Here is an 18,539-nt window from a genome sequence, read left to right as displayed (position 1 = left end):
GACGACACGCCCGCAGCGGCGACACGTCGACCCGGCGTCACTCCAGGCCGAGCTCACGCGCGATCAGCATCCGCTGCACCTCGCTCGTCCCCTCACCCACCTCGAGGATCTTGGCGTCCCGGTAGAAGCGGCCGACCGGGAACTCGTTCATGAATCCGTAGCCACCGAAGATCTGCGTGGCGTCACGGGCATTGTCCATCGCGGCGTTCGACGAGGCGAGTTTGGCGATCGCCGCTTCCTTCTTGAACCGTTCGCCACGCAGCATCTTCGCCGCCGCCTGGTAGTAGGCCAACCGCGCGGAGTGCACCCGCGCCTCCATGTCGGCGATCTTGAACTGAATCGCCTGGTACGCGCCGATCTTGTTGCCGAACGCCTCCCGCTCGCCCACGTACCGCAAGCACTCGTCGACGCACCCCTGGGCCAGGCCGACGCTCAGCGCCGCGATCGCGATCCGACCCTCGTCGAGGATGCGCAGGAACTGTGCGTACCCACGGCCGCGTTCGCCGAGGAGGTTCTCCACCGGCACGCGGCAGTCGTCGAACGCCAGCTCGTGCGTGTCCGACGCGTTCCAGCCGACCTTCGAGTACTTCGGCGCCACCGTGAATCCCGGCGTACCCGACGGCACGAGAATCGCCGAGATCTCCTTGCCGCCGTCGGGTTTCGTGCCCGTGACGGCGGTGACGGTGACGACGCTGGTGATGTCCGTACCCGAGTTGGTGATGAACGACTTGCTGCCGTTGATGACCCAGCGGTCCCCATCGACGACGGCGTGGGTCTTCGTCGCACCGGCATCCGATCCGCCACCCGGTTCGGTCAGCCCGAACGCGCCGAGCGCCTCACCACTGCACAGTGACGGCAGCCAGCGGCGCTTCTGTTCCTCGGTGCCGAACCGGTAGATCGGCATGGCCCCCAGCGACACGCCCGCCTCGACCGTCACCGCCACCGAGGAATCCACCCTGGCGAGCTCTTCGAGTGCGAGACACAGGGCGAAGTAGTCGCCGCCCATACCGCCGTACTCCTCGGCGATCGGCAGCCCGAACAGGCCCATCTCGCCCATCTTCGCGACGATCTCGTAAGGGAACTCCTCACGGATGTAGAAGTCCCCGATCACCGGCTTCACCTCGGCCTGGGCGAAGTCGTGGACGGTCTTGCGCAGCGCTTCGTACTCGTCGCCGAGCCGGAAGTCGATCATGATATCTGCTCCTGAGGGGTGACCAGTGCAAGCTTTTCGTCGAGCGCGACCTGTTGGCCCGCCCGCACGGGTAGTTCGGTGACGACGCCGTCGACCGGCGCGGTGATCGTGTGCTCCATCTTCATCGCCTCGACGACCAGCAATGGAGTGCCGGCGGTGACCTCGTCGCCGCGGGCGACCTTGACCACCAGCACGGTGCCCGGCATGGGACTCGTCACCGGTCCCGCGTCGACGTCGTCGGCTCGCGCGGCGAGCAGGTTCGGCCGTTCCCCGACCGCCACCGCGACGCCGTCGCAGCTCAGCCACACGGTGCCGTCGGGCGCCTCCGCACGCGTGTACCGCCGAAATCGCGATCCACAGTGGACGTCGAGGCCGCGGGAGGAACGGCTCGCCGAGGCAGCGACCGGTTCGGCGTCGCCCACGGTCACCCGCGCACCCGAGGTGGGCCCTTCGACCCGCACCAGCCGTTCCGCATCGCCCGCGCGCAGCAGGAAGGTCACACCGGCGGCGGCTCCCATCCGCCATCCGCTCGGCACGTCCCACGGATCGACCACCGGACCGGTCGGTTCCAGTGCGAGCAGCCGGTCGAGGGCGGCCGCCACGAAGAACTCCTCGGGCACGCCGGAATCGGTGAGTTCCTCGAGTTTCCGCTCCACCAGGCCGGTGTCGAGATTTCCGGAACGCACGTCCTCATCGGACACGAGGCGACGCAGGAACTCCACATTGGTCTGCAACCCGAGGACCGCGGTTCCGGCCAGCGCCCGGTCCAGCCGGTGCAGTGCGGCGCTGCGATCCGGGCCCCACGCGATGACCTTCGCGAGCATGGGGTCGTAGTCGGAGCCCACCCGAGTGCCCTCGGCGATGCCGGAATCGACGCGCACGTGCGGCCCGGCCCCCTCGACGAGGCCCAGGACGGTGCCACCCGTGGGAACGAAGCCGCGGGCCGGGTCCTCGGCGTAAACCCTGGCCTCGACCGCGTGGCCGTCGAAGCGCACGTCCTCCTGACCGATCGTGAGCGGCTCACCCGCGGCCACCCGCACCTGCCACTCGACGAGGTCGACGCCGGTGACCTCCTCGGTCACCGGATGCTCAACCTGCAGCCGCGTGTTCATCTCCATGAAGAAGAACTCGTCGGGGTTGGTCGCCGACACGATGAACTCGACCGTGCCCGCGCCGACGTAGCCGACCGATCTCGCCGCCTCCGCCGCGGACGCGCCCATACGGGCACGGGCGTCGGCGTCCAGCAGCGGCGACGGAGCCTCCTCGATGATCTTCTGATGCCTGCGCTGCAGGCTGCACTCACGCTCGCCGAGGTGCAGCACGGTGCCGTGGGCATCGGCCAGCACCTGGATCTCGATGTGGCGGGGCGTGTCGACAAAGCGCTCCATCAACAGCCGGTCGTCGCCGAACGCGCCGCGTGCCTCACGCTGGGCGGCCTCGACGGCGCCCGCCAGCTCGCCCGGCTCGGTGACCAGCCGCATGCCCTTGCCGCCGCCACCGGCGGACGGCTTGAGCAGGACCGGATAGCCGACCTCGTCCGCAGCCGCCGCGTAATCCACCACATCGGACTTGCCGGGGACGACCGGGACGCCCGCGGCCGACACGGTGGCCTTCGCCCGGATCTTGTCCCCCATCGCGTCGATCGCCGAGGTCGGTGGACCGATGAACACGATCCCCGCATCGGCGCACGCGGCCGCGAACTCCGCGTTCTCCGCGAGGAAGCCGTAGCCGGGATGTACCGCCTGTGCGCCGGTGTCGACCGCGGCCTTCACGACATCCGGTACGGACAGGTAGCTCCGGGCCGCTTCCGCGGGACCGAGACGCACGGCCACGTCCGCCTCGCGGGTGTGCCGGGCGCCGGCATCGGCATCGCTGTAGACCGCCACCGACCGGATGCCCATGCGCCGCAGTGTGGCGATGACGCGGACGGCGATCTCGCCGCGGTTGGCCACCAGAACCGTGTCGAACATGCCTGTCGAACCGTCCTCTCTCACAATGCCTGTTTCCGGGCGAACGCTGCCTGTTTCCGAGTGGGCGCTGTTCGCCTCCTGCGGCCCGTCACCGGTCACATCCGGAAGACGCCGTAGCCGACCGGGTCCAGCGGTGCGTTGGCCGACGCCGACAGCGCCAGGCCCAGCACCGTCCTGGTGTCGGCGGGGTCGATGACGCCGTCGTCCCACAGCCGCGCGGTCGAGTAGTACGGGTTGCCCTGCTGTTCGTACTGCTCTCGGATCGGATCCTTGAACGACTCCTCCTCGTCGGCGGACCACTCCTCGCCGCGCCCCTCGACGGTGTCCCGCCGCACGGTCGCGAGCACCGATGCCGCCTGCTCGCCGCCCATCACGGAGATCCGCGCGTTCGGCCACATCCACAGGAACCGCGGCGAGTACGCCCGGCCGCACATCGAATAGTTGCCGGCGCCGAACGAGCCGCCGATGATCACGGTGAACTTGGGGACCCTGGCGCACGCAACGGCGGTGACCATCTTCGCGCCGTGCTTGGCGATGCCGCCCGCCTCGTAGTCCTTTCCGACCATGAAGCCCGTGATGTTCTGCAGGAACACGAGCGGAATCGAACGCTTGTCGCACAGTTCGATGAAGTGGGCGCCCTTCATCGCGGACTCGGCGAACAGCACGCCGTTGTTGGCGATGATCCCGACCGGGTGCCCGTGGATGCGGGCGAACCCGGTGACGAGAGTCGTGCCGTACTCCTTCTTGAACTCGGCGAACCCGCTGCCGTCGACGACGCGGGCGATCACCTCGCGGACGTCGTACGGCGTGCGCGAGTCGGTGGGCACGACGCCGTACAGCTCGCGCGGATCAGCGGCCGGTTCCTCGACGGGCTCGACGTCCCACGGCTTGGGTTCCCGCGGCCCGAGGGTCGAGACGATCGAGCGCACGATGCGCAGTGCGTCGGCGTCGTCGGTGGCGAGGTGGTCGGTGACACCGGACTGTCGCGAGTGGACGTCCCCACCGCCCAGCTGCTCGGCCGTGACAACCTCCCCGGTCGCGGCCTTCACCAGCGGCGGACCGCCGAGGAAGATCGTGCCCTGGTTGCGCACGATCACGGCCTCGTCGCTCATCGCCGGTACGTAGGCACCACCCGCCGTGCAGGATCCGAGAACGGCGGCGATCTGCGGGATGCCGCGCGCCGACATGGTCGCCTGGTTGTAGAAGATGCGGCCGAAGTGCTCGCGGTCGGGGAACACCTCGTCCTGTCGGGGCAGGAACGCCCCTCCGGAATCGACGAGGTAGATGCACGGGAGGTTGTTGTCCAGCGCCACCTCCTGCGCGCGCAGGTGCTTCTTGACCGTCATCGGGTAGTACGTTCCGCCCTTGACGGTGGCGTCGTTGGCGACGATCACGCATTCGCGGCCGGAGACCCGGCCGATGCCGGTGATGATGCCCGCGGCAGGCGCCTCGTCGTCGTACAGCCCGGTCGCCGCGAGCGGCGACAGCTCGAGGAACGCCGACCCCGGATCCAGCAGCGCGTCGACCCGGTCGCGCGGCAGCAGCTTGCCGCGTTCCACATGCCGGGCGCGCGCCTTCTCCGCGCCGCCCAGCCGGGCGGTGGCGAGCCGCTTGCGCAGATCTTCGACCAACTCACCGTGCCCTGCGACATTGCGGGAGTACGCCTCGCTGTTCGGGTCAGCGTGGCTGGCGAGCGTCGGACCTTCCATGACACACCTCAGGGTTAGCAGCCGTTAACACCGTGTCCGATGTTAGAGGCTACTAACCCTGAGGTCCAGGCGTTCGACAGGAAAACCCCGCCGGAATCGACGTCAGCCGGCCGCACCCGCCAACGCTGACAGGTAACCGTGCTCCTGACCGGCCACGTTCGGGTGATAGGACTCGTCGATCGGCCATTTCACGCTGTGCAACCACCAGTCGTCCGAGCAGATCTCGTGGCCGGCGAACTCGTCACGGACGTCCACGAACGTGAAGCCGGCGGCTGCGGCGCGCTCGGAGACCGCTTCCGCGAGGGCATCGGCACCCGAGTTGATGGCCGCCCGCTTGGTGTCGCTCAGGCCGGCGTTGCAGGAGCCGCCGATCTCGTAGAACTGCGGGTACCCGAGCACGAACACCTCGGCGTCCGGCGCATTGGCCCTGATCTTGTCGTACACGCCGTCCAGCAGACCGGGCAACGTGGTCTCGACGTATTCCTTGGCCTCGTCGACCCGGTCGACACACCCCTGCTCGGAGCTCGTCGTGCAGTCGATCATGACGTCGACGAACCCGGCGTCGTTGCCGCCGACCGACACCGTGACGACGTCGGTACCCGAGGAGAGCGAATCGGCCTGCGCGAGCACGTCGTCCGTGCGCGCCCCCAGACAGGCTGCGAACTGGAAGTCACTGATGCCGTTGGCGTCCGCGTAGAGCTGCGGGTAGGCGTTCGCGCTGCGCTTGCAGCCGCCCGAATCGCCGTAGTCGCCCGCGCCGACACCGCTGGAGTAGGAGTCGCCGAGGGCGACGTAACTGTCATAGGCGGTCGTTTCCGCCGCACCCGCGGTGGCCGCACCACCGACCAGTGCCAGCGACGCGATCACCGCCGTGCCGACGATACGGGAACAATTGACCATCTGGGGCCGCCTTTCCGTTTTCCGTTGGCCGGTAGACGAATACCAGCGGAAACGGTCCGGAAAGGAGGGAAAGAGCCGGAGTTACCCCGCACGGCTCATATCGGAAGTCGGGATGAAGTTAGCATTCGCTAACTTCATCCCGTACAGTGACATCATGATCCCCAGTGCAGCGACATCACCCGGCGGCGGGAAGCCGTCCCGGCGGGATCAGATCCTCGCCGCAGCGGCGGAGCTGTTCGCTCAGCACGGGTTCCGCGGCGTCGGCATCGACGACATCGGCGCGGCCGTCGGAATCACCGGTCCGGCACTATACCGGCACTTCCGCAGCAAGGATGCCATGTTGGGCGAAATGCTCACGGGCATCAGCGAGTACCTGCTCGCGGGCGGCACCGAACGCGTCCGCCGGGCCGGCGACGTCGACACGATCCTCGCCGGTCTCGTGCGCTTCCACGTCGACTTCGCACTGCAGCAACCCGCGCTGATCACCGTCCACGAACGCAGCCTGGCGAGCCTCGCCGACGAGGACCGCAGACGTGTCCGCAGACTGCAGCGGCAGTACGTCGAGGTGTGGGTCACGGCGCTACGCGCGGCCGTCCCCCGCTTGGATGAACCACACGCCCGATCCGCGGCGCACGCCGTCTTCGGCCTCATCAACTCCACGCCGCACAACCGGCACCTGCCCCACGAGGACCTGGCCGAACTGCTCACCCGGCTCGCCCTCGGCGCGCTCTACGCGGCGAAGTAGAACCCCTCGTAACGCCGCAGCGACGATGATCACCCCTGCGGGCGCACGACGATCACGGCGCGTCTGGTGTTTGATGACACCCGTGCACGAGGAAGGAACGCCGTCACGGCTCGTCGAAACCGCCCAGCGGGCGCTGCTCGCCATGCGTCTCGGCGATGACGCCGCTGCGATCGAAGCGGCAGCGCTCGAAGCGCTCGCCACCGACGACACGCGCGCGCTCATGCTGCTGCTGTTCGGCACCTGCAGCGAGATGGTCACGACCCTCGGCGACGGGGGCGCCGCACCCGTCAAGGTGCAGGTATTCGACTCCGAGGGCGAGGAGGTCGCGATCGACGACGCCGAGCCGCCCGTGCGCACGGCCGTCCGCACACTGCTGGCCGAGGTCCACGGCAACACCGACGACGCCAGCCAGCAGCTGGAGATCGCACTCGCCAACGCCTCCCCTGACGAGGTGGAGAGCCTCATCGTGCAGGCGCTGCGCTGGACCATGCGGCTGTCGACCGCGTGCCTGGAACGCGACCTGCCCGTGGAGCCGTGGATCGCCGAGGCGCTCCTCGACTGAGGTCCTGGCGTGTCCGCTCACGGTCGGTCAGGCTAGGCCGGTCGAGGCCAGCCGAGGTCCCGGTCAGCGCTCCTGCAGGGCGAAGCGGTTGCCTTCAGAATCGACGAACGTGGCCCACCAGCCCCACGGCTGCCGGAACGGTGGGCTCGGGAACTCGACGCCCTTGGCCGACAGCTCGGCGTAGGTGCCCTCGATGTCGTCGGCGTAGAAGAACACGTTCGTGTTGGGCCGCTCGTCACCCGACTCCCTGCGGTGTTCGGCCTGCGGATCCGGACTGAGGATCAGGATCGTCTCCCCGTCCGGCGACGTCACCTCCAGCCAGCGGGTTCCCTGGTCGTCGTACGGCGCGTCCGTCGTGACCGTGAAGCCCAGCCTGTCGACCCAGAACTCCTTCGCCCGCTGTTGATCGCTCACGCCGACGATCACCTTCGCCACTCCGCGCACACCCATGTCCGCTCCTCTCCTCGGGTCGGGAAGGCAGGCTCTCACGGTAGGCTGCCGACCCATGACGAGCAGCAGGTCCGCCGGCCGATGATCACCGTCCGCACGGTTGTCGACCGCGTCGGGCCGACGTTGCTCCACGCGCTGCACCTGCCGGACGAGTCGGCCGCGGTCGCCGACGTCGTCATCGCCGAACCGGCCGCCGCGACCACTCCCGGGGCGGGCGATCTCGTCCTGGGCGTCGCCGTACCGGACGCAGGCGCGGCCGTGGCGCTGCTGAAGGACTCCGCCGGCCGCGAGGCGACGGCGGTGCTGGTCAAAGCACCGATCGCGCAGCAGTCCGCCGTGCGCGGTGCCGCGAAGCGCGCGGGCATCGGCCTGATCGAGGTGCACGAGGCGACCGCGTGGGCCCAGCTCGTGTGGCTGCTGCGCACCGTGCTGGACGCCGAGGCCGACGAGTCCGACACGCTCGAGGCGGACCCGGCCGCAGGTGACCTGTTCCGGCTCGCCGACGCCGTGGCCTCCGTCGTCGACGCGCCCGTGACCATCGAGGACACGAATTCCCGCGTGCTGGCCTACTCGGCACGGCAGGACCTCACCGACCCCGCGCGCGTGGCCACGATCGTCGGCAGACGCATCCCCGACGACGTACTCGCCCGCTTCCGGTCCCGTGGTGTCTTCCGCGACCTCACCCGCGGCAGGCAGACGATCTTCGTTCCGGGACAGAAGGACGGCACCCTGCCACGCCTCATCGCGCCGGTCCGCATGGGCGGTGAACTGCTCGGATCGATGTGGGCCGTCGTCGACGGCCCCGTCCCCGACGAACGGGCCGCCGCGTTCGCCGACACCGCACCCGTCGTAGCGCTGCACCTGTTGCGGCGCCGGGCCCACTCCGATGTCCGCCGCCGCGCCTACGCCGAGGTGCTGCGGGAACTGCTGCACGGCGAGGCCGGCCCCCGCAAGGCCGTCGCCGAGCTGGGCCTGACCGAGCAACCGCACCGCGTCGTCGTCATCGACACTCCCGGCGGCGACACACTCGACGGCGAGGGCATGCGGCTGGCGTTGCTCGAACGGCTGTCGCAGGGCGTCGGCCGTCAGCCCGTCGCCGCCGAGCACGCCGGCCTGCTGTACGCGGTCGTACCGGAACACGGGGGCGCGGGAACCTGGCCGCAGCTGCGAACGGCGCTCGACGACATGCAGGCGGGCCCGAAGGCCGGCGAACTCCACGCGGCCGCGGGCGGCGCCTACGAGCTCGGCGACATGCCTGCGTCACGGGCCGAGGCCGACGAAGCGTTGGGCCTGCTGCGATCGGGCGTCGTGCCGGGGCGCACCGTCACGTTCGACGAGGTGTGGACCCCGCTCATTCTGCACCGGACGGCCACCGCCGCCCGCGCCGCGAACGTGACCGGGCTGGGCCCCCTCCGCGTCCTCCTCGAGCACGATCAGGCACAGGGCACCGAGTACGTCGACACGCTCTACCACTGGTTGCGCCATCCCGGGGATCCGCGCAGTGCGGCCGCAGCGCTACAGGTGCACCCCAATACGCTCCGCTACCGCATGCGCAAGCTCCTCGACCTCGCCGGTCTCGACCTCGACGACCCCGACGTCCGACTGGCACTCATCGCGCAGCTGCTCACCCTGCGCTGGTCGTGACGAGCACGGCCTACCGCGGCGACGTGGTCACGGATTCACCGCGAGCAGGGTCTTGCCGATCACCGTCCGCGCATCGATGGCGGCGTGTGCGTCGGCCGCACGTTCCAGCGGATGGATCGCGCCGATCCGGGGCCGCAGCCGGCCCGCGGCCACTTCCGCAAGGGCATCGCGTGCACACTCGTGCAGCGTCTCCGGGGTGACGTCGAGTCCGCCCGTGACGGTGACGCCTCGCGCCTCGGCCTCCTCGGCAGGGATGTCGGTCATGACTCCACTCGCCATGCCGTGGACGAGCATGCGGCCGCCCTGGGCGAGCAGACCGAACGCCGCGCGCCCGATGTCCCCGCCGACCCCGTCGTAGACGACGTCCACCCCACCGATCCGTTCCCGCAGTTGATCCGTCCACTGTGGATCGAGATAGTCGACGGCATGGGACGAGCCCGCCTCGCGCACAAGACGGGTCTTCCGCTGGCCGCCCGCCGCAGCGACCACGACGGCACCCGCGTTGGCCGCGAGCTGCGCGAGCAGACCGCCCACTCCACCCGCGGCCGCCTCGACGAGCACCCGCTCCCCCTGGCGCGGATCCGCACCGCGGTGCAGCAGCATCGCGGTGCGGCCGTCGGCGAGCACTGCGACCGCGTCGGACATCGACACGCCGTCCGGCACCGGCAGCAGCCGGTCCGCCGCCACGACGGCGTGCTCGGCGTAGCCGCCGCTACCCGACAGCCCACTCACCACCCGGGCACCGACGAGCGCAGGATCGACGGCGCCGCCGATCCGCGACACCACACCCCCGACACCGTTGCCCGGAATGAGCGGCGGTTCCCACGCGAACGGCCCGAGCCCGGCACGCAACTGTGTCTCCACGAACGTGATGCCCGCGTATTCGACGTCGATCAGCACCTCACCGCGCCCCGGCGCCGGCAGGTCCGCCTCTCCCGGTTGCAGCACTTCCGGCCCGCCGGGCTTCGTCCACCACACCACTCGCATGACGACCAGCCTGCGACCTCGAGCCAACTGGAGGTCAATTACTTGTCATCGGAAAACCACACTGTCCGCGGATAATTGTCCTCGCAGCACGATGACACCGCCGTCCGGGTGGTTCACCGTGGTCGGAGACACCATTCCCATCCGTTCCCACAAGGAAGCGGAACCGACGTGCGCCGGCCCAGCGGGCGGGCGCCCGCCACCGAGGAGGAAGCCGTGCGCATCGCCGTCCCGAAGGAAGTCAAGAAGCACGAGTACCGGGTTGCACTGACCCCGGCGGGGGCACACGAGCTGACCGCGCGCGGCCATCAGGTCTACGTCGAGACGGGCGCCGGACTCGGTTCGGCGGTCCGGGACGAGGAGTACGCGTCTGCTGGCGCGAAGATCCTCCCGACTGCCGACGACACGTGGTCCGAGGGCGACATCGTGCTGAAGGTCAAGGAGCCGATCAGCGAGGAGTACGGCAGGCTGCGGTCGAACCAGGTGCTGTTCACCTACCTGCACCTGGCCGCGGACCGGGCGCTGACAGAGGCGCTGATGGCGGCGGGCACGACGTCGATCGCGTACGAGACCGTGCAGCTGCCCAACGGGACGCTGCCGCTGCTGGCTCCGATGTCGGAGGTCGCGGGCAGGTTGGCTCCGCAGGTGGGCGCGTACTCACTGATGCAGCCCGGCGGTGGCCGCGGCGTGCTGATCGGCGGTGTCCCCGGCGTGCATCCGGCGCGGGTGGTCGTGATCGGCGGCGGCGTGGCCGGCCTGAACGCGGCGCGTATCGCGCTGGGCCTCGGCGCCGACGTCGAGGTGCTGGACACGAACGTCGACCGGCTGCGGCAGATCGACAGCGACTTCGGCGGGCGGATCCGCACGGTGACGTCCAACGCGTTCTCGCTCGAACAGGCCGTGCTGGAGGCGGACCTGGTGGTCGGCGCCGTGCTGGTGGCGGGCGCGAAGGCCCCGAAGCTCGTCTCGAACGACCTCGTGGCCAGGATGAAGCCGGGCAGCGTGCTGGTGGACATCTCGATCGACCAGGGCGGCTGCTTCGCCGATTCCCGGCCGACGACGCACGACGAGCCGACCTACCGGGTGCACAACTCGGTGTTCTACTGCGTGGCGAACATGCCGGGCGCCGTGCCCAGGACGTCGACCTACGGCCTGACGAACGTGACGCTGCCGTATGTGCTGCGGCTCGCCGAGGACGGCTGGGAGGGTGCGCTGTGGGCGGACCCGAACCTGGCGAAGGGCCTGAACACGCACGCGGGCGCGCTGACGAACGAGCCGGTCGCGAAGGCCCACGAACTCACCTACACCCCGGCCGACCTGTAACCCGACGGTCCTGTCGGTCGGCGCCGGGCGAGCGACGGCCGAGCGGCGGGGCGGCGCCCACCCGGGCACCGCGCCGCCGCTCAGCACTCTTCACCACTTCGCCGTGATCACACAGGGTGCGCGGACCGCCCGGCCATCCACGCTGTACAGCCTTTGGCCGGGGCCGGGGTCGCGGTCGGCCCCCGGAAAACACGCGGTTGAGTGGCAGAGGGAGTGCCGGCGCGAAGCGCCACACGACCTCGTCGAAACGTGACGAAGTCACTTGCGGCGGGCCGACAACTCGCACGGCCGCAGGTTCTCGGTGCGCTGCTGACGAGGACAGCGACGACGTGGTGAATCGGCACCGATGAGTGACACCAGAACCCACCGCCCCGGCACCGGCCCACCCGAACGCATCCGCCCACCTACCCGGGGTCCGGGGGCGAAGCCCTCCGGCCGGGCCCGGGGTTGGACCCCGGAAACACGAGGTTGAGCGGCGGAGGGAGTGCCGGCGCGAAGTGCCACACGACTAGGGGCGGCCCGCTCAACCAGCCTGGGGGTCACCGGGAGCGGGCCGCCACGTACCAGCTTAAGTCGTCGGTCGGCGGTTCGCCGCCCCGGGGTCGGCAAGTCTTCAGGTTTTTTGTTCACATGCCCGGCGCAGGCCCGGCCAACGGTTGACTTCACACACGGTGAATGCCGACAGCAACACCCAGAGTCGCCGATTTCGGGCATCGGTTCGCTGTCGACCACCGTGAATCTCGCAACCTCCCCACCTGCATCACAGGGCATACGGCAGGATGGCGACCGCCACCGTGACGGGCGCCCGTTCGCGAGCGCCGCGAACGCCCTCACCCACCAGAAGGACGAGGGATGCGCATCGCCGTCACGCGGCGCGACCGCACGCCAGGCGCGGTCGCAGGGGCCACAGCGCACCAAAAGGGGATGGACAATGCACGACGGCAGTGGCCGCATCGCGGTGCAGAACCTCACCAAACAGTTCGGGGCCGTGACGGCGGTCCAGAACCTGAGCTTCACCGTGGAACCGGGTTCTGTCACCGGGTTCCTCGGGCCGAACGGCGCAGGGAAGACGACGACTCTGCGCATGCTGCTCGGACTGGTGACACCGACATCGGGTGCGGCGACGATCAACGGACGCCCGTACACGCAGCTCGGCAACCCGGCGCGGATCGTCGGGGCGGTGCTGGAGAACGAGGGCTTCCACGCGAAGCGCACGGCGCGGAACCACCTGCGGGTGTACGCGGCCGCGATCGGCGTTCCGGATCAGCGGGTGGACGAGTTGCTGGGGCTGGTCGGACTCTCCCCGGCGGCGGACCGCCCTGCGGGCGGCTACTCGCTCGGCATGCGGCAGCGGCTGTCGCTGGCGACCGCGCTGCTCGGCGATCCGCAGGTGCTGGTGCTGGACGAACCGTCCAACGGCCTGGACCCGGAGGGCATCGCGTGGCTGCGCGGGTTCCTGCAGTCGTTCGCCCAGCAGGGCCGGACGGTGTTGGTGTCGAGCCACCTGCTGTCCGAGGTGGAGCAGATGATCGACCAAGTCGTGATCGTCAGCGCGGGCATGACGCGTTACTACGGCCCGCTGGAGCAGCTGCGCGCCTCGCAGCGTTCCCGGGTGCTGGTGCAGCCCGCGGACGCGAACGCGCTGGTGACGGCACTGCGCGAGGCGGGCGTCGGCGAGGTCCAGCCGGCTCACGACGGCCGGGTGGCCGTGACGAACGCGGGCGTGCAGCAGATCGGTGACGTCGCGGCGAAGGCGGGCGTGGCCGTCTACGGCATGGAAGAGGAGAAGGCGGACCTCGAGCAGCTGTTCTTCCAGATGACGAGCCCGCAGTACGCCGGGGGCGCGATGCCGCCGGGTCAGCCTCCGCAGCAACCGCCGCAGCCGCCGCCGGGGCCGCCGCAGCAACCACCGGGGCCGCCACCCGGCTTCCAGCAGGGGCCGCCGGCCGGTCAGCCGCAGAATCCGTACCAGGCCCCGGGCTACCAGCAGCCGGGCCAGCAGGGCTGGGGAGGTGGCCAGTGATGGGCAACCTGATCAAGGCCGAGATGCGCAAGATCGTCACCACGAAGAGCTGGTGGGGCCTGCTCATTCCGACGGTGGTGCTCGCCCTGCTGTTCGCACTGGGCTGGGGCGCGATCACCAACGACATCAACGACTACCTCGGCAGCAGCGACGCGCGGGAACTCGGGCGCGCGGCGGGTGTGGAGGTCACGACACTGCCCGTCGGCCTGTTGGCGCTCGCCCACGGGATCAACATCGGGCTGCTGTTCCCGCTGATCCTCGGGATCCTCGCGATCGCGGGCGAGTACGGCAAGAAGACGATCACGACGACGTTCCTCACTGCGCCGAACCGGGTCTCCGCCCTGACGGCGAAGATGCTCACCTACATCCTGTGGGGTGCCATCTACGGCGTGGTCATCGTCGGCTTCGCCAGCCTCGGCACGGTGATCACGGTCGACTCGCCGGGAATCCCGGACGCCGGGTACTGGTTCGGCATCCTCGGCGCGGGAGTGCTGGCTTCCATCCTGGCTACGCTGTTCGGAGTGGGCCTCGGCGCGCTGTGGAACAGCACCACCGGTGCGACCGTGACGTCCATCATCTGGATCCTGATCGTCGAGAACCTCCTCGTGCTCGTCATGTGGGGCTGGGGCGGCATATCGTGGCTCGGGGGTGTCCTGCCCAACGGCACGCTCAACGGCATCGTCGGTGCGATCGGCGCCGAGGCGTTCGGCGCAGCGGGCACGGCGGTTCCCGACGCGATCGACGACGAAGCGGTGTGGCTCATGCAGTTCACCGCGGGTGCGCCGGGTGCGTTCTCGTGGTGGGCCTCCGCGCTGATCTTCTTCGCCTGGGCGATGCTGCTGTTCGGCGGCGGCTGGGCGGCCAATCAGAAGCGCGACATCACATAGCAGCAAGTCGACGAGGAGGAGCCGGGAGTGTCGGGGCGGATCGGCAGCGCGGAGAGCGACACCGCGAACGAAACCGATCCGCCCGGCACTCCCGGACCGTCCGGCCGCCGTAACGGCTGGGTGCGTCGGGTCGCCGCCGCGTGCTGGCGGCACCCGGCGCTCGTCGTCCTCGCGTTCGGTGCCGCCGTCCTCGGCGTCGGCGTACAAGCGGTGAGCCCGCTGCTCATCCGCGAGGGCGTCGACGGCGCCGTCGCGGGCTCGACGGCGAACCTCCCGTGGCTGGCCGTCGCGCTCCTCGCGCTGCACCTACTGGCGTTCGGCGCCGCATTCGGCAGGCGCTACGTCGGCGGCAGGCTGGCCCTCGACGTCCAACACGACCTGCGGCAGTCGGTGTTCGCGGCGGTCTCGAGGCTCGACGGCGGCAAACAGGACTCGCTGCGCACCGGGCAGATCGTCTCGCGTGCCATCACCGACCTGCAGCTCGTGACCGGGTTCCTGATGCAGGTGCCGTTGTCGGCCGGGTCGGTGGTGTTCGCGTTCCTGGCGCTCGGGGCGATGCTGTGGATGTCGCCGCTGCTGACGGTGATCGCACTGATCGTCGGCCCCGCGGTCGCGATCGTCCTCGCGGTCAGCAGGCGCAAGCTGTTCCCCGCGACGTGGTCGGCCCAGCAGCGCGCCGCCGAGATCGCCCAGCACGTCGAGGAGACGGTCACGGGCGTGCGCGTGGTCAAGGGCTTCGGCCAGGAACAGCGCGAGACGGCCGAGCTCTCCCGCTCGGCGCGCACGCTGTTCGCCGAACGGCTCCGCGCCGCCAAGCTGTCGGCAGTTCCGACGGCGACGACCGGGGCACTGCCCGCAGCCGGCCAGATCGCGGTACTGGCGGTCGGCGGCATCCTCGCGCTGCGGGGCGAGATCAGCCTCGGCACGTTCCTGGCGTTCGCCACGTACGTCTCGTCGCTGACCGGGCCTGCACGCATGCTCGCGAGCCTCGTCGTGCAGGCCCAGCTCACGCGCGCGGGTGCGGAACGCGTGCACGAGCTCATCGACGCCCAGCCCGAGGTACGCGAGCGTGCCGACCCGGAACCGGTTCCCGATGGATCGCTGGACGTCGAACTGGAGGACGTGCGGTTCGGCTACACCCTGTCCGAACCGGTACTCGACGGCATGTCGCTGCGGGCCCGACCAGGCGAGACCCTCGCACTTGTCGGAACCGCCGGTTCCGGCAAATCGACGATCTCGCTGCTGCTGCCCCGCTTCTACGACGTCCACGAGGGCGCGGTCCGCGTCGGAGGGACCGATGTCCGGGATCTCGGCCTGACCGAGCTGCGGCGCACCGTCGGCGTCGTGTTCGAAGAGGCATTCCTGTTCTCGACCTCGGTCCGGGACAACATCGCCTACGGCAGACCGGACGCCTCCGACGAGGAGGTGATCGCCGCGGCGAAGGCCGCCGAGGCCCACGAGTTCATCTCCGCACTGCCCGAGGGCTACGACACGCAGGTCGGCGAGCGCGGGCTCACGCTGTCCGGCGGCCAGCGGCAGCGCCTCGGCCTCGCGCGTGCACTGCTGACCGATCCGCGCGTGCTCGTCCTCGACGACGCCACGTCCGCCGTCGACACCGCGACCGAAGCCGCCATTCACGACACGCTGCGCGAGGTGATGCGGGAGCGCACCACGCTCCTGATCGCCCACCGCCGCTCCACCCTGGCACTGGCCGACCGGATCGCCGTGCTCGACGAGGGCCGGGTGGTCGACATCGGCACGGCGGCCGAGCTCGAGACGCGCTGCCGGTTGTACCGCGACCTCGTGTCCGGCCCCGGCGACGACGTCGACGAGCCCGGTCACCCGGTGCCGGCCGAACCTGCACCGGGCGGTGTCACCCCGGAACTGTGGCCGCGCCACGACACCGACGACGGAGACGCCGCCAGCGCCGACCGCGACGACCCACACCACGACGGCCCACACCACGACGGCACAGACCACGAGGGCACCGCCGCACCGGCCGCCGCCACGTCCGCGGCCGGTTCCTCGTCGATACCATCGGTCTCGATGACGAGGCCCGCCGCCGCGACCGGCCGAGGTGGCGGCCCCGGCGGCCATGCGTCTCTCGACCTGCCGCCCACGCCCGAACTGCTCGACCGGGTTCGCGCGCTCCCTCCCGCCACCGACCGGCCCGATCTCGGCGACCTCGATCCGACGGCACCGGACCCGCGGTTCCGCCTCGCGAGCCTGCTGCGCCCGGTCCGGGGACTGCTGGCCGCGGTCATCGCGTTCGTGGCGATCGACGCGCTGGCGACGATCGCCGTACCCGCGCTCTACCAGCGCGGTGTCGACGACGGGGTGCGGACCGGCGCCGAGTCCGTCGTGCTCATCGCGGCGGCCGTCGGCGTCGTGGTCATCGCGTTCGACTGGCTCGCGATCGCGCTGCAGACCCGGCTGACCGCCCGTACCGGTGAGTCCGTGCTGTATCTGCTGCGGGTCCGCAGCTACGCCCAACTGCAACGACTCGGCCTCGACTACTACGAGCGCGAACTGTCGGGCCGGATCATGACGCGGATGACCACCGACGTCGATGCGCTGTCGACGTTCCTCCAGACCGGTCTCGCCACCGCGGTCGTCAGCGTCCTGACGCTGGTGGGCATCAGCGCCGCGCTCATCGTCACCGCGCCGGGACTGTCGCTGTACGTGTTCGCCGTACTGCCGGTCCTGATCGTCGCGACGGTGCTGTTCCGCAGACGCGCCTCGGCCGCCTACACCGAGGCGCGCGAACGGGTCAGCGCCGTGAACGCCGACATGCAGGAGAACGTCAGCGGGCTCCGCGTCGCCCAGGCCTACACCCGCGAAGAGCGATCCGCCCGCGATTTCGCCTCCCGCAGTGACGCCTACCGCCGCTCCCGTCTGCGCGCACAGCGATATGTGGCGACGTACTTCCCGTTCGTGACGCTGCTGTCGGGCGTGGCGGAGGTCCTCGTGCTCACCGCGGGGGCGGCAGGAGTGGCGGCCGGAGAGCTCTCGCCCGGCGTGCTGATGGCGTTCCTGCTGTATCTCGGGCTGTTCTTCTCGCCGGTGCAGCAGCTCTCGACGGTGTTCGACGGCTACCAGCAGGCGAAGGTCGGCCTCCGCCGGATCGGTGACCTGCTGCGGACGCCGACGTCCGTGCCGCAGCCCGAGCACCCGGTCACCACGGGCGAGCGGCTGCGTGGGGACGTCGAGCTCGACGACGTCGGCTTCCACTACCCGGGTGCCGACACGCCCGCGCTCGCCGGCCTCTCGCTCGCCGTGCCCGCAGGCACGACCATCGCGTTCGTCGGCGCGACGGGCGCGGGCAAGTCCACGGCCGTCAAGCTGCTCGCGCGGTTCTACGACGCCACGACCGGCACGGTGCGGATCGACGGCGTCGACGTGCGGGACTACGACCTCCCGCAGCTGCGCAGCCGGGTGGGCGTCGTGCCGCAGGAGCCGCACCTGTTCGTGGGCTCGGTGGCCGACAACGTCCGCTACGGCCGCCCGGCCGCGACCGACGCCGAGGTGGAGGCCGCCGTCCGCGCGGTGGGCGCGCTCGAGGGCGTCGCCGCATTGCCGGACGGGTTCGCCCAGCAGGTCGGCGAACGCGGGCGTGCGCTGTCGGCGGGCCAGCGGCAGCTCGTGGCGTTGGCCAGGGCCGAGCTCGTCGACCCCGACGTGCTGCTCCTCGACGAGGCGACGGCCGCACTCGACCCCGCCACAGAGGACGCCGTGCTGCGGGCCACTGACCGGCTCGCTGCCACACGCACGACGTTCGTCGTCGCGCACCGGCTGGCGACCGCCGCACGCGCCGACCGGATCGTCGTCCTCGACCACGGGCGGGTCGTCGAGGAGGGATCACACTCCGAACTGCTCGCTGCCGACGGGGCGTACGCCCGGCTGTGGCGCCTCGGTGACGGAGCCGCGGAGCGGCCTCCCGCGGCCGGGACTCCCCTGGCCGGCGCGCCTGCCGCCGAGTGACCCGACCGCCGAACGACCCGGCCGGGTCCCACCGCCCGGCGCCGCCATGACTCCGGTCACGAAAACCGGCGCCGGTCGCCACTGTCGACGAGTCTCGGGTGTACGCCCAGCGACCGGTATCGATTCAGTGAGAAATCCGGGTTGCCCCGCGCCTGCGGATCCGGCCACC

The 18,539-nt window shown here is 70.4% G+C and carries 13 protein-coding genes; 7 read left to right on the top strand and 6 right to left on the bottom strand.

Annotated features, from left to right (window positions below):
* Window positions 1-37: 37 nt before the first annotated feature.
* From FB384_RS14295 to FB384_RS14280, 4 genes are all read right to left on the bottom strand, one after another.
* Window positions 38-1,192: an acyl-CoA dehydrogenase family protein gene (locus tag FB384_RS14295; protein ID WP_183783417.1), complete on the bottom strand. Its 1,155-nt coding sequence runs from the start codon at window positions 1,190-1,192 to the stop codon at window positions 38-40.
* Window positions 1,189-3,162 (bottom strand): ATP-binding protein, encoded by a 1,974-nt coding sequence (locus FB384_RS14290; protein WP_183783415.1) that lies wholly within the window; start codon window positions 3,160-3,162, stop codon window positions 1,189-1,191. Before FB384_RS14290 ends, FB384_RS14295 begins: the two co-directional genes overlap by 4 nt.
* A gap of 95 nt (window positions 3,163-3,257) precedes the next feature.
* Window positions 3,258-4,871 carry a carboxyl transferase domain-containing protein gene (locus tag FB384_RS14285; RefSeq protein ID WP_183783413.1) on the bottom strand — a complete coding sequence of 538 codons (1,614 nt, stop codon included), beginning with the start codon at window positions 4,869-4,871 and terminating at the stop codon, window positions 3,258-3,260.
* Window positions 4,872-4,973: 102 nt separating this feature from the next.
* Window positions 4,974-5,771, bottom strand: a complete 798-nt coding sequence (locus FB384_RS14280) for an SGNH/GDSL hydrolase family protein (RefSeq protein WP_183783411.1) — start codon at window positions 5,769-5,771, stop codon at window positions 4,974-4,976.
* A gap of 154 nt (window positions 5,772-5,925) precedes the next feature.
* Between FB384_RS14280 and FB384_RS14275 the strand changes: the two genes are divergently transcribed.
* Both FB384_RS14275 and FB384_RS14270 read left to right on the top strand, forming a co-directional pair.
* Window positions 5,926-6,516 carry an SACE_7040 family transcriptional regulator gene (locus tag FB384_RS14275; RefSeq protein WP_183783408.1) on the top strand — a complete coding sequence of 197 codons (591 nt, stop codon included), beginning with the start codon at window positions 5,926-5,928 and terminating at the stop codon, window positions 6,514-6,516.
* Between the two features lie 73 nt (window positions 6,517-6,589).
* Window positions 6,590-7,078 (top strand): hypothetical protein, encoded by a 489-nt coding sequence (locus FB384_RS14270; protein WP_183783406.1) that lies wholly within the window; start codon window positions 6,590-6,592, stop codon window positions 7,076-7,078.
* A 63-nt stretch (window positions 7,079-7,141) separates the two neighbouring features.
* On the opposite strand, the gene FB384_RS14265 is transcribed toward FB384_RS14270, so the two are convergent.
* Window positions 7,142-7,528 (bottom strand): glyoxalase superfamily protein, encoded by a 387-nt coding sequence (locus FB384_RS14265; protein ID WP_183783404.1) that lies wholly within the window; start codon window positions 7,526-7,528, stop codon window positions 7,142-7,144.
* 81 nt (window positions 7,529-7,609) lie between these two features.
* Here FB384_RS14265 and FB384_RS14260 point away from each other — a divergent pair, with 81 nt between their 5' ends.
* On the top strand, window positions 7,610-9,172 hold the full coding sequence (locus FB384_RS14260; RefSeq protein ID WP_183783402.1) for a PucR family transcriptional regulator: 1,563 nt from the start codon (window positions 7,610-7,612) through the stop codon (window positions 9,170-9,172).
* A 27-nt stretch (window positions 9,173-9,199) separates the two neighbouring features.
* Here FB384_RS14260 and FB384_RS14255 read toward each other — a convergent pair whose 3' ends face one another.
* Complete coding sequence (locus FB384_RS14255; protein ID WP_183783400.1) at window positions 9,200-10,159, bottom strand: zinc-binding dehydrogenase; 960 nt, start codon at window positions 10,157-10,159, stop codon at window positions 9,200-9,202.
* A 213-nt stretch (window positions 10,160-10,372) separates the two neighbouring features.
* Here FB384_RS14255 and ald point away from each other — a divergent pair, with 213 nt between their 5' ends.
* The 4 genes from ald to FB384_RS14235 all read left to right on the top strand — a co-directional run bounded on the left by ald (window position 10,373) and on the right by FB384_RS14235 (window position 18,370).
* Complete coding sequence (gene ald / locus FB384_RS14250) at window positions 10,373-11,479, top strand: alanine dehydrogenase (protein ID WP_183785548.1); 1,107 nt, start codon at window positions 10,373-10,375, stop codon at window positions 11,477-11,479.
* 931 nt (window positions 11,480-12,410) lie between these two features.
* Window positions 12,411-13,502 carry an ABC transporter ATP-binding protein gene (locus FB384_RS14245; protein WP_183783398.1) on the top strand — a complete coding sequence of 364 codons (1,092 nt, stop codon included), beginning with the start codon at window positions 12,411-12,413 and terminating at the stop codon, window positions 13,500-13,502.
* Complete coding sequence (locus tag FB384_RS14240) at window positions 13,502-14,389, top strand: ABC-2 transporter permease (protein ID WP_183783396.1); 888 nt, start codon at window positions 13,502-13,504, stop codon at window positions 14,387-14,389. The genes FB384_RS14245 and FB384_RS14240 overlap by 1 nt, the downstream gene beginning before the upstream one ends.
* Before the next feature lie 120 nt (window positions 14,390-14,509).
* Window positions 14,510-18,370: an ABC transporter ATP-binding protein gene (locus FB384_RS14235; protein WP_323985296.1), complete on the top strand. Its 3,861-nt coding sequence runs from the start codon at window positions 14,510-14,512 to the stop codon at window positions 18,368-18,370.
* Window positions 18,371-18,539: the final 169 nt, after the last annotated feature.

Origin of the sequence: Prauserella sediminis, assembly GCF_014195435.1 — a bacterium.
GTDB classification, from domain to species: domain Bacteria; phylum Actinomycetota; class Actinomycetes; order Mycobacteriales; family Pseudonocardiaceae; genus Prauserella; species Prauserella salsuginis.
This window is presented reverse-complemented; position numbering and strand designations above follow the sequence as displayed.

What these genes read in the sequence shown, in the direction of transcription:
- FB384_RS14295 (WP_183783417.1), bottom strand. Translation starts at nt 1,192, where the DNA reads ATGATCGACTTCCGGCTCGGCGACGAGTACGAAGCGCTGCGCAAGACC.
- FB384_RS14270 (WP_183783406.1), top strand. Translation starts at nt 6,590, where the DNA reads ATGACACCCGTGCACGAGGAAGGAACGCCGTCACGGCTCGTCGAAACC.
- FB384_RS14260 (WP_183783402.1), top strand. Translation starts at nt 7,610, where the DNA reads ATGATCACCGTCCGCACGGTTGTCGACCGCGTCGGGCCGACGTTGCTC.
- FB384_RS14280 (WP_183783411.1), bottom strand. Translation starts at nt 5,771, where the DNA reads ATGGTCAATTGTTCCCGTATCGTCGGCACGGCGGTGATCGCGTCGCTG.
- FB384_RS14290 (WP_183783415.1), bottom strand. Translation starts at nt 3,162, where the DNA reads ATGTTCGACACGGTTCTGGTGGCCAACCGCGGCGAGATCGCCGTCCGC.
- FB384_RS14265 (WP_183783404.1), bottom strand. Translation starts at nt 7,528, where the DNA reads ATGGGTGTGCGCGGAGTGGCGAAGGTGATCGTCGGCGTGAGCGATCAA.
- FB384_RS14285 (WP_183783413.1), bottom strand. Translation starts at nt 4,871, where the DNA reads ATGGAAGGTCCGACGCTCGCCAGCCACGCTGACCCGAACAGCGAGGCG.
- FB384_RS14275 (WP_183783408.1), top strand. Translation starts at nt 5,926, where the DNA reads ATGATCCCCAGTGCAGCGACATCACCCGGCGGCGGGAAGCCGTCCCGG.
- FB384_RS14240 (WP_183783396.1), top strand. Translation starts at nt 13,502, where the DNA reads ATGGGCAACCTGATCAAGGCCGAGATGCGCAAGATCGTCACCACGAAG.
- FB384_RS14255 (WP_183783400.1), bottom strand. Translation starts at nt 10,159, where the DNA reads ATGCGAGTGGTGTGGTGGACGAAGCCCGGCGGGCCGGAAGTGCTGCAA.
- FB384_RS14245 (WP_183783398.1), top strand. Translation starts at nt 12,411, where the DNA reads ATGCACGACGGCAGTGGCCGCATCGCGGTGCAGAACCTCACCAAACAG.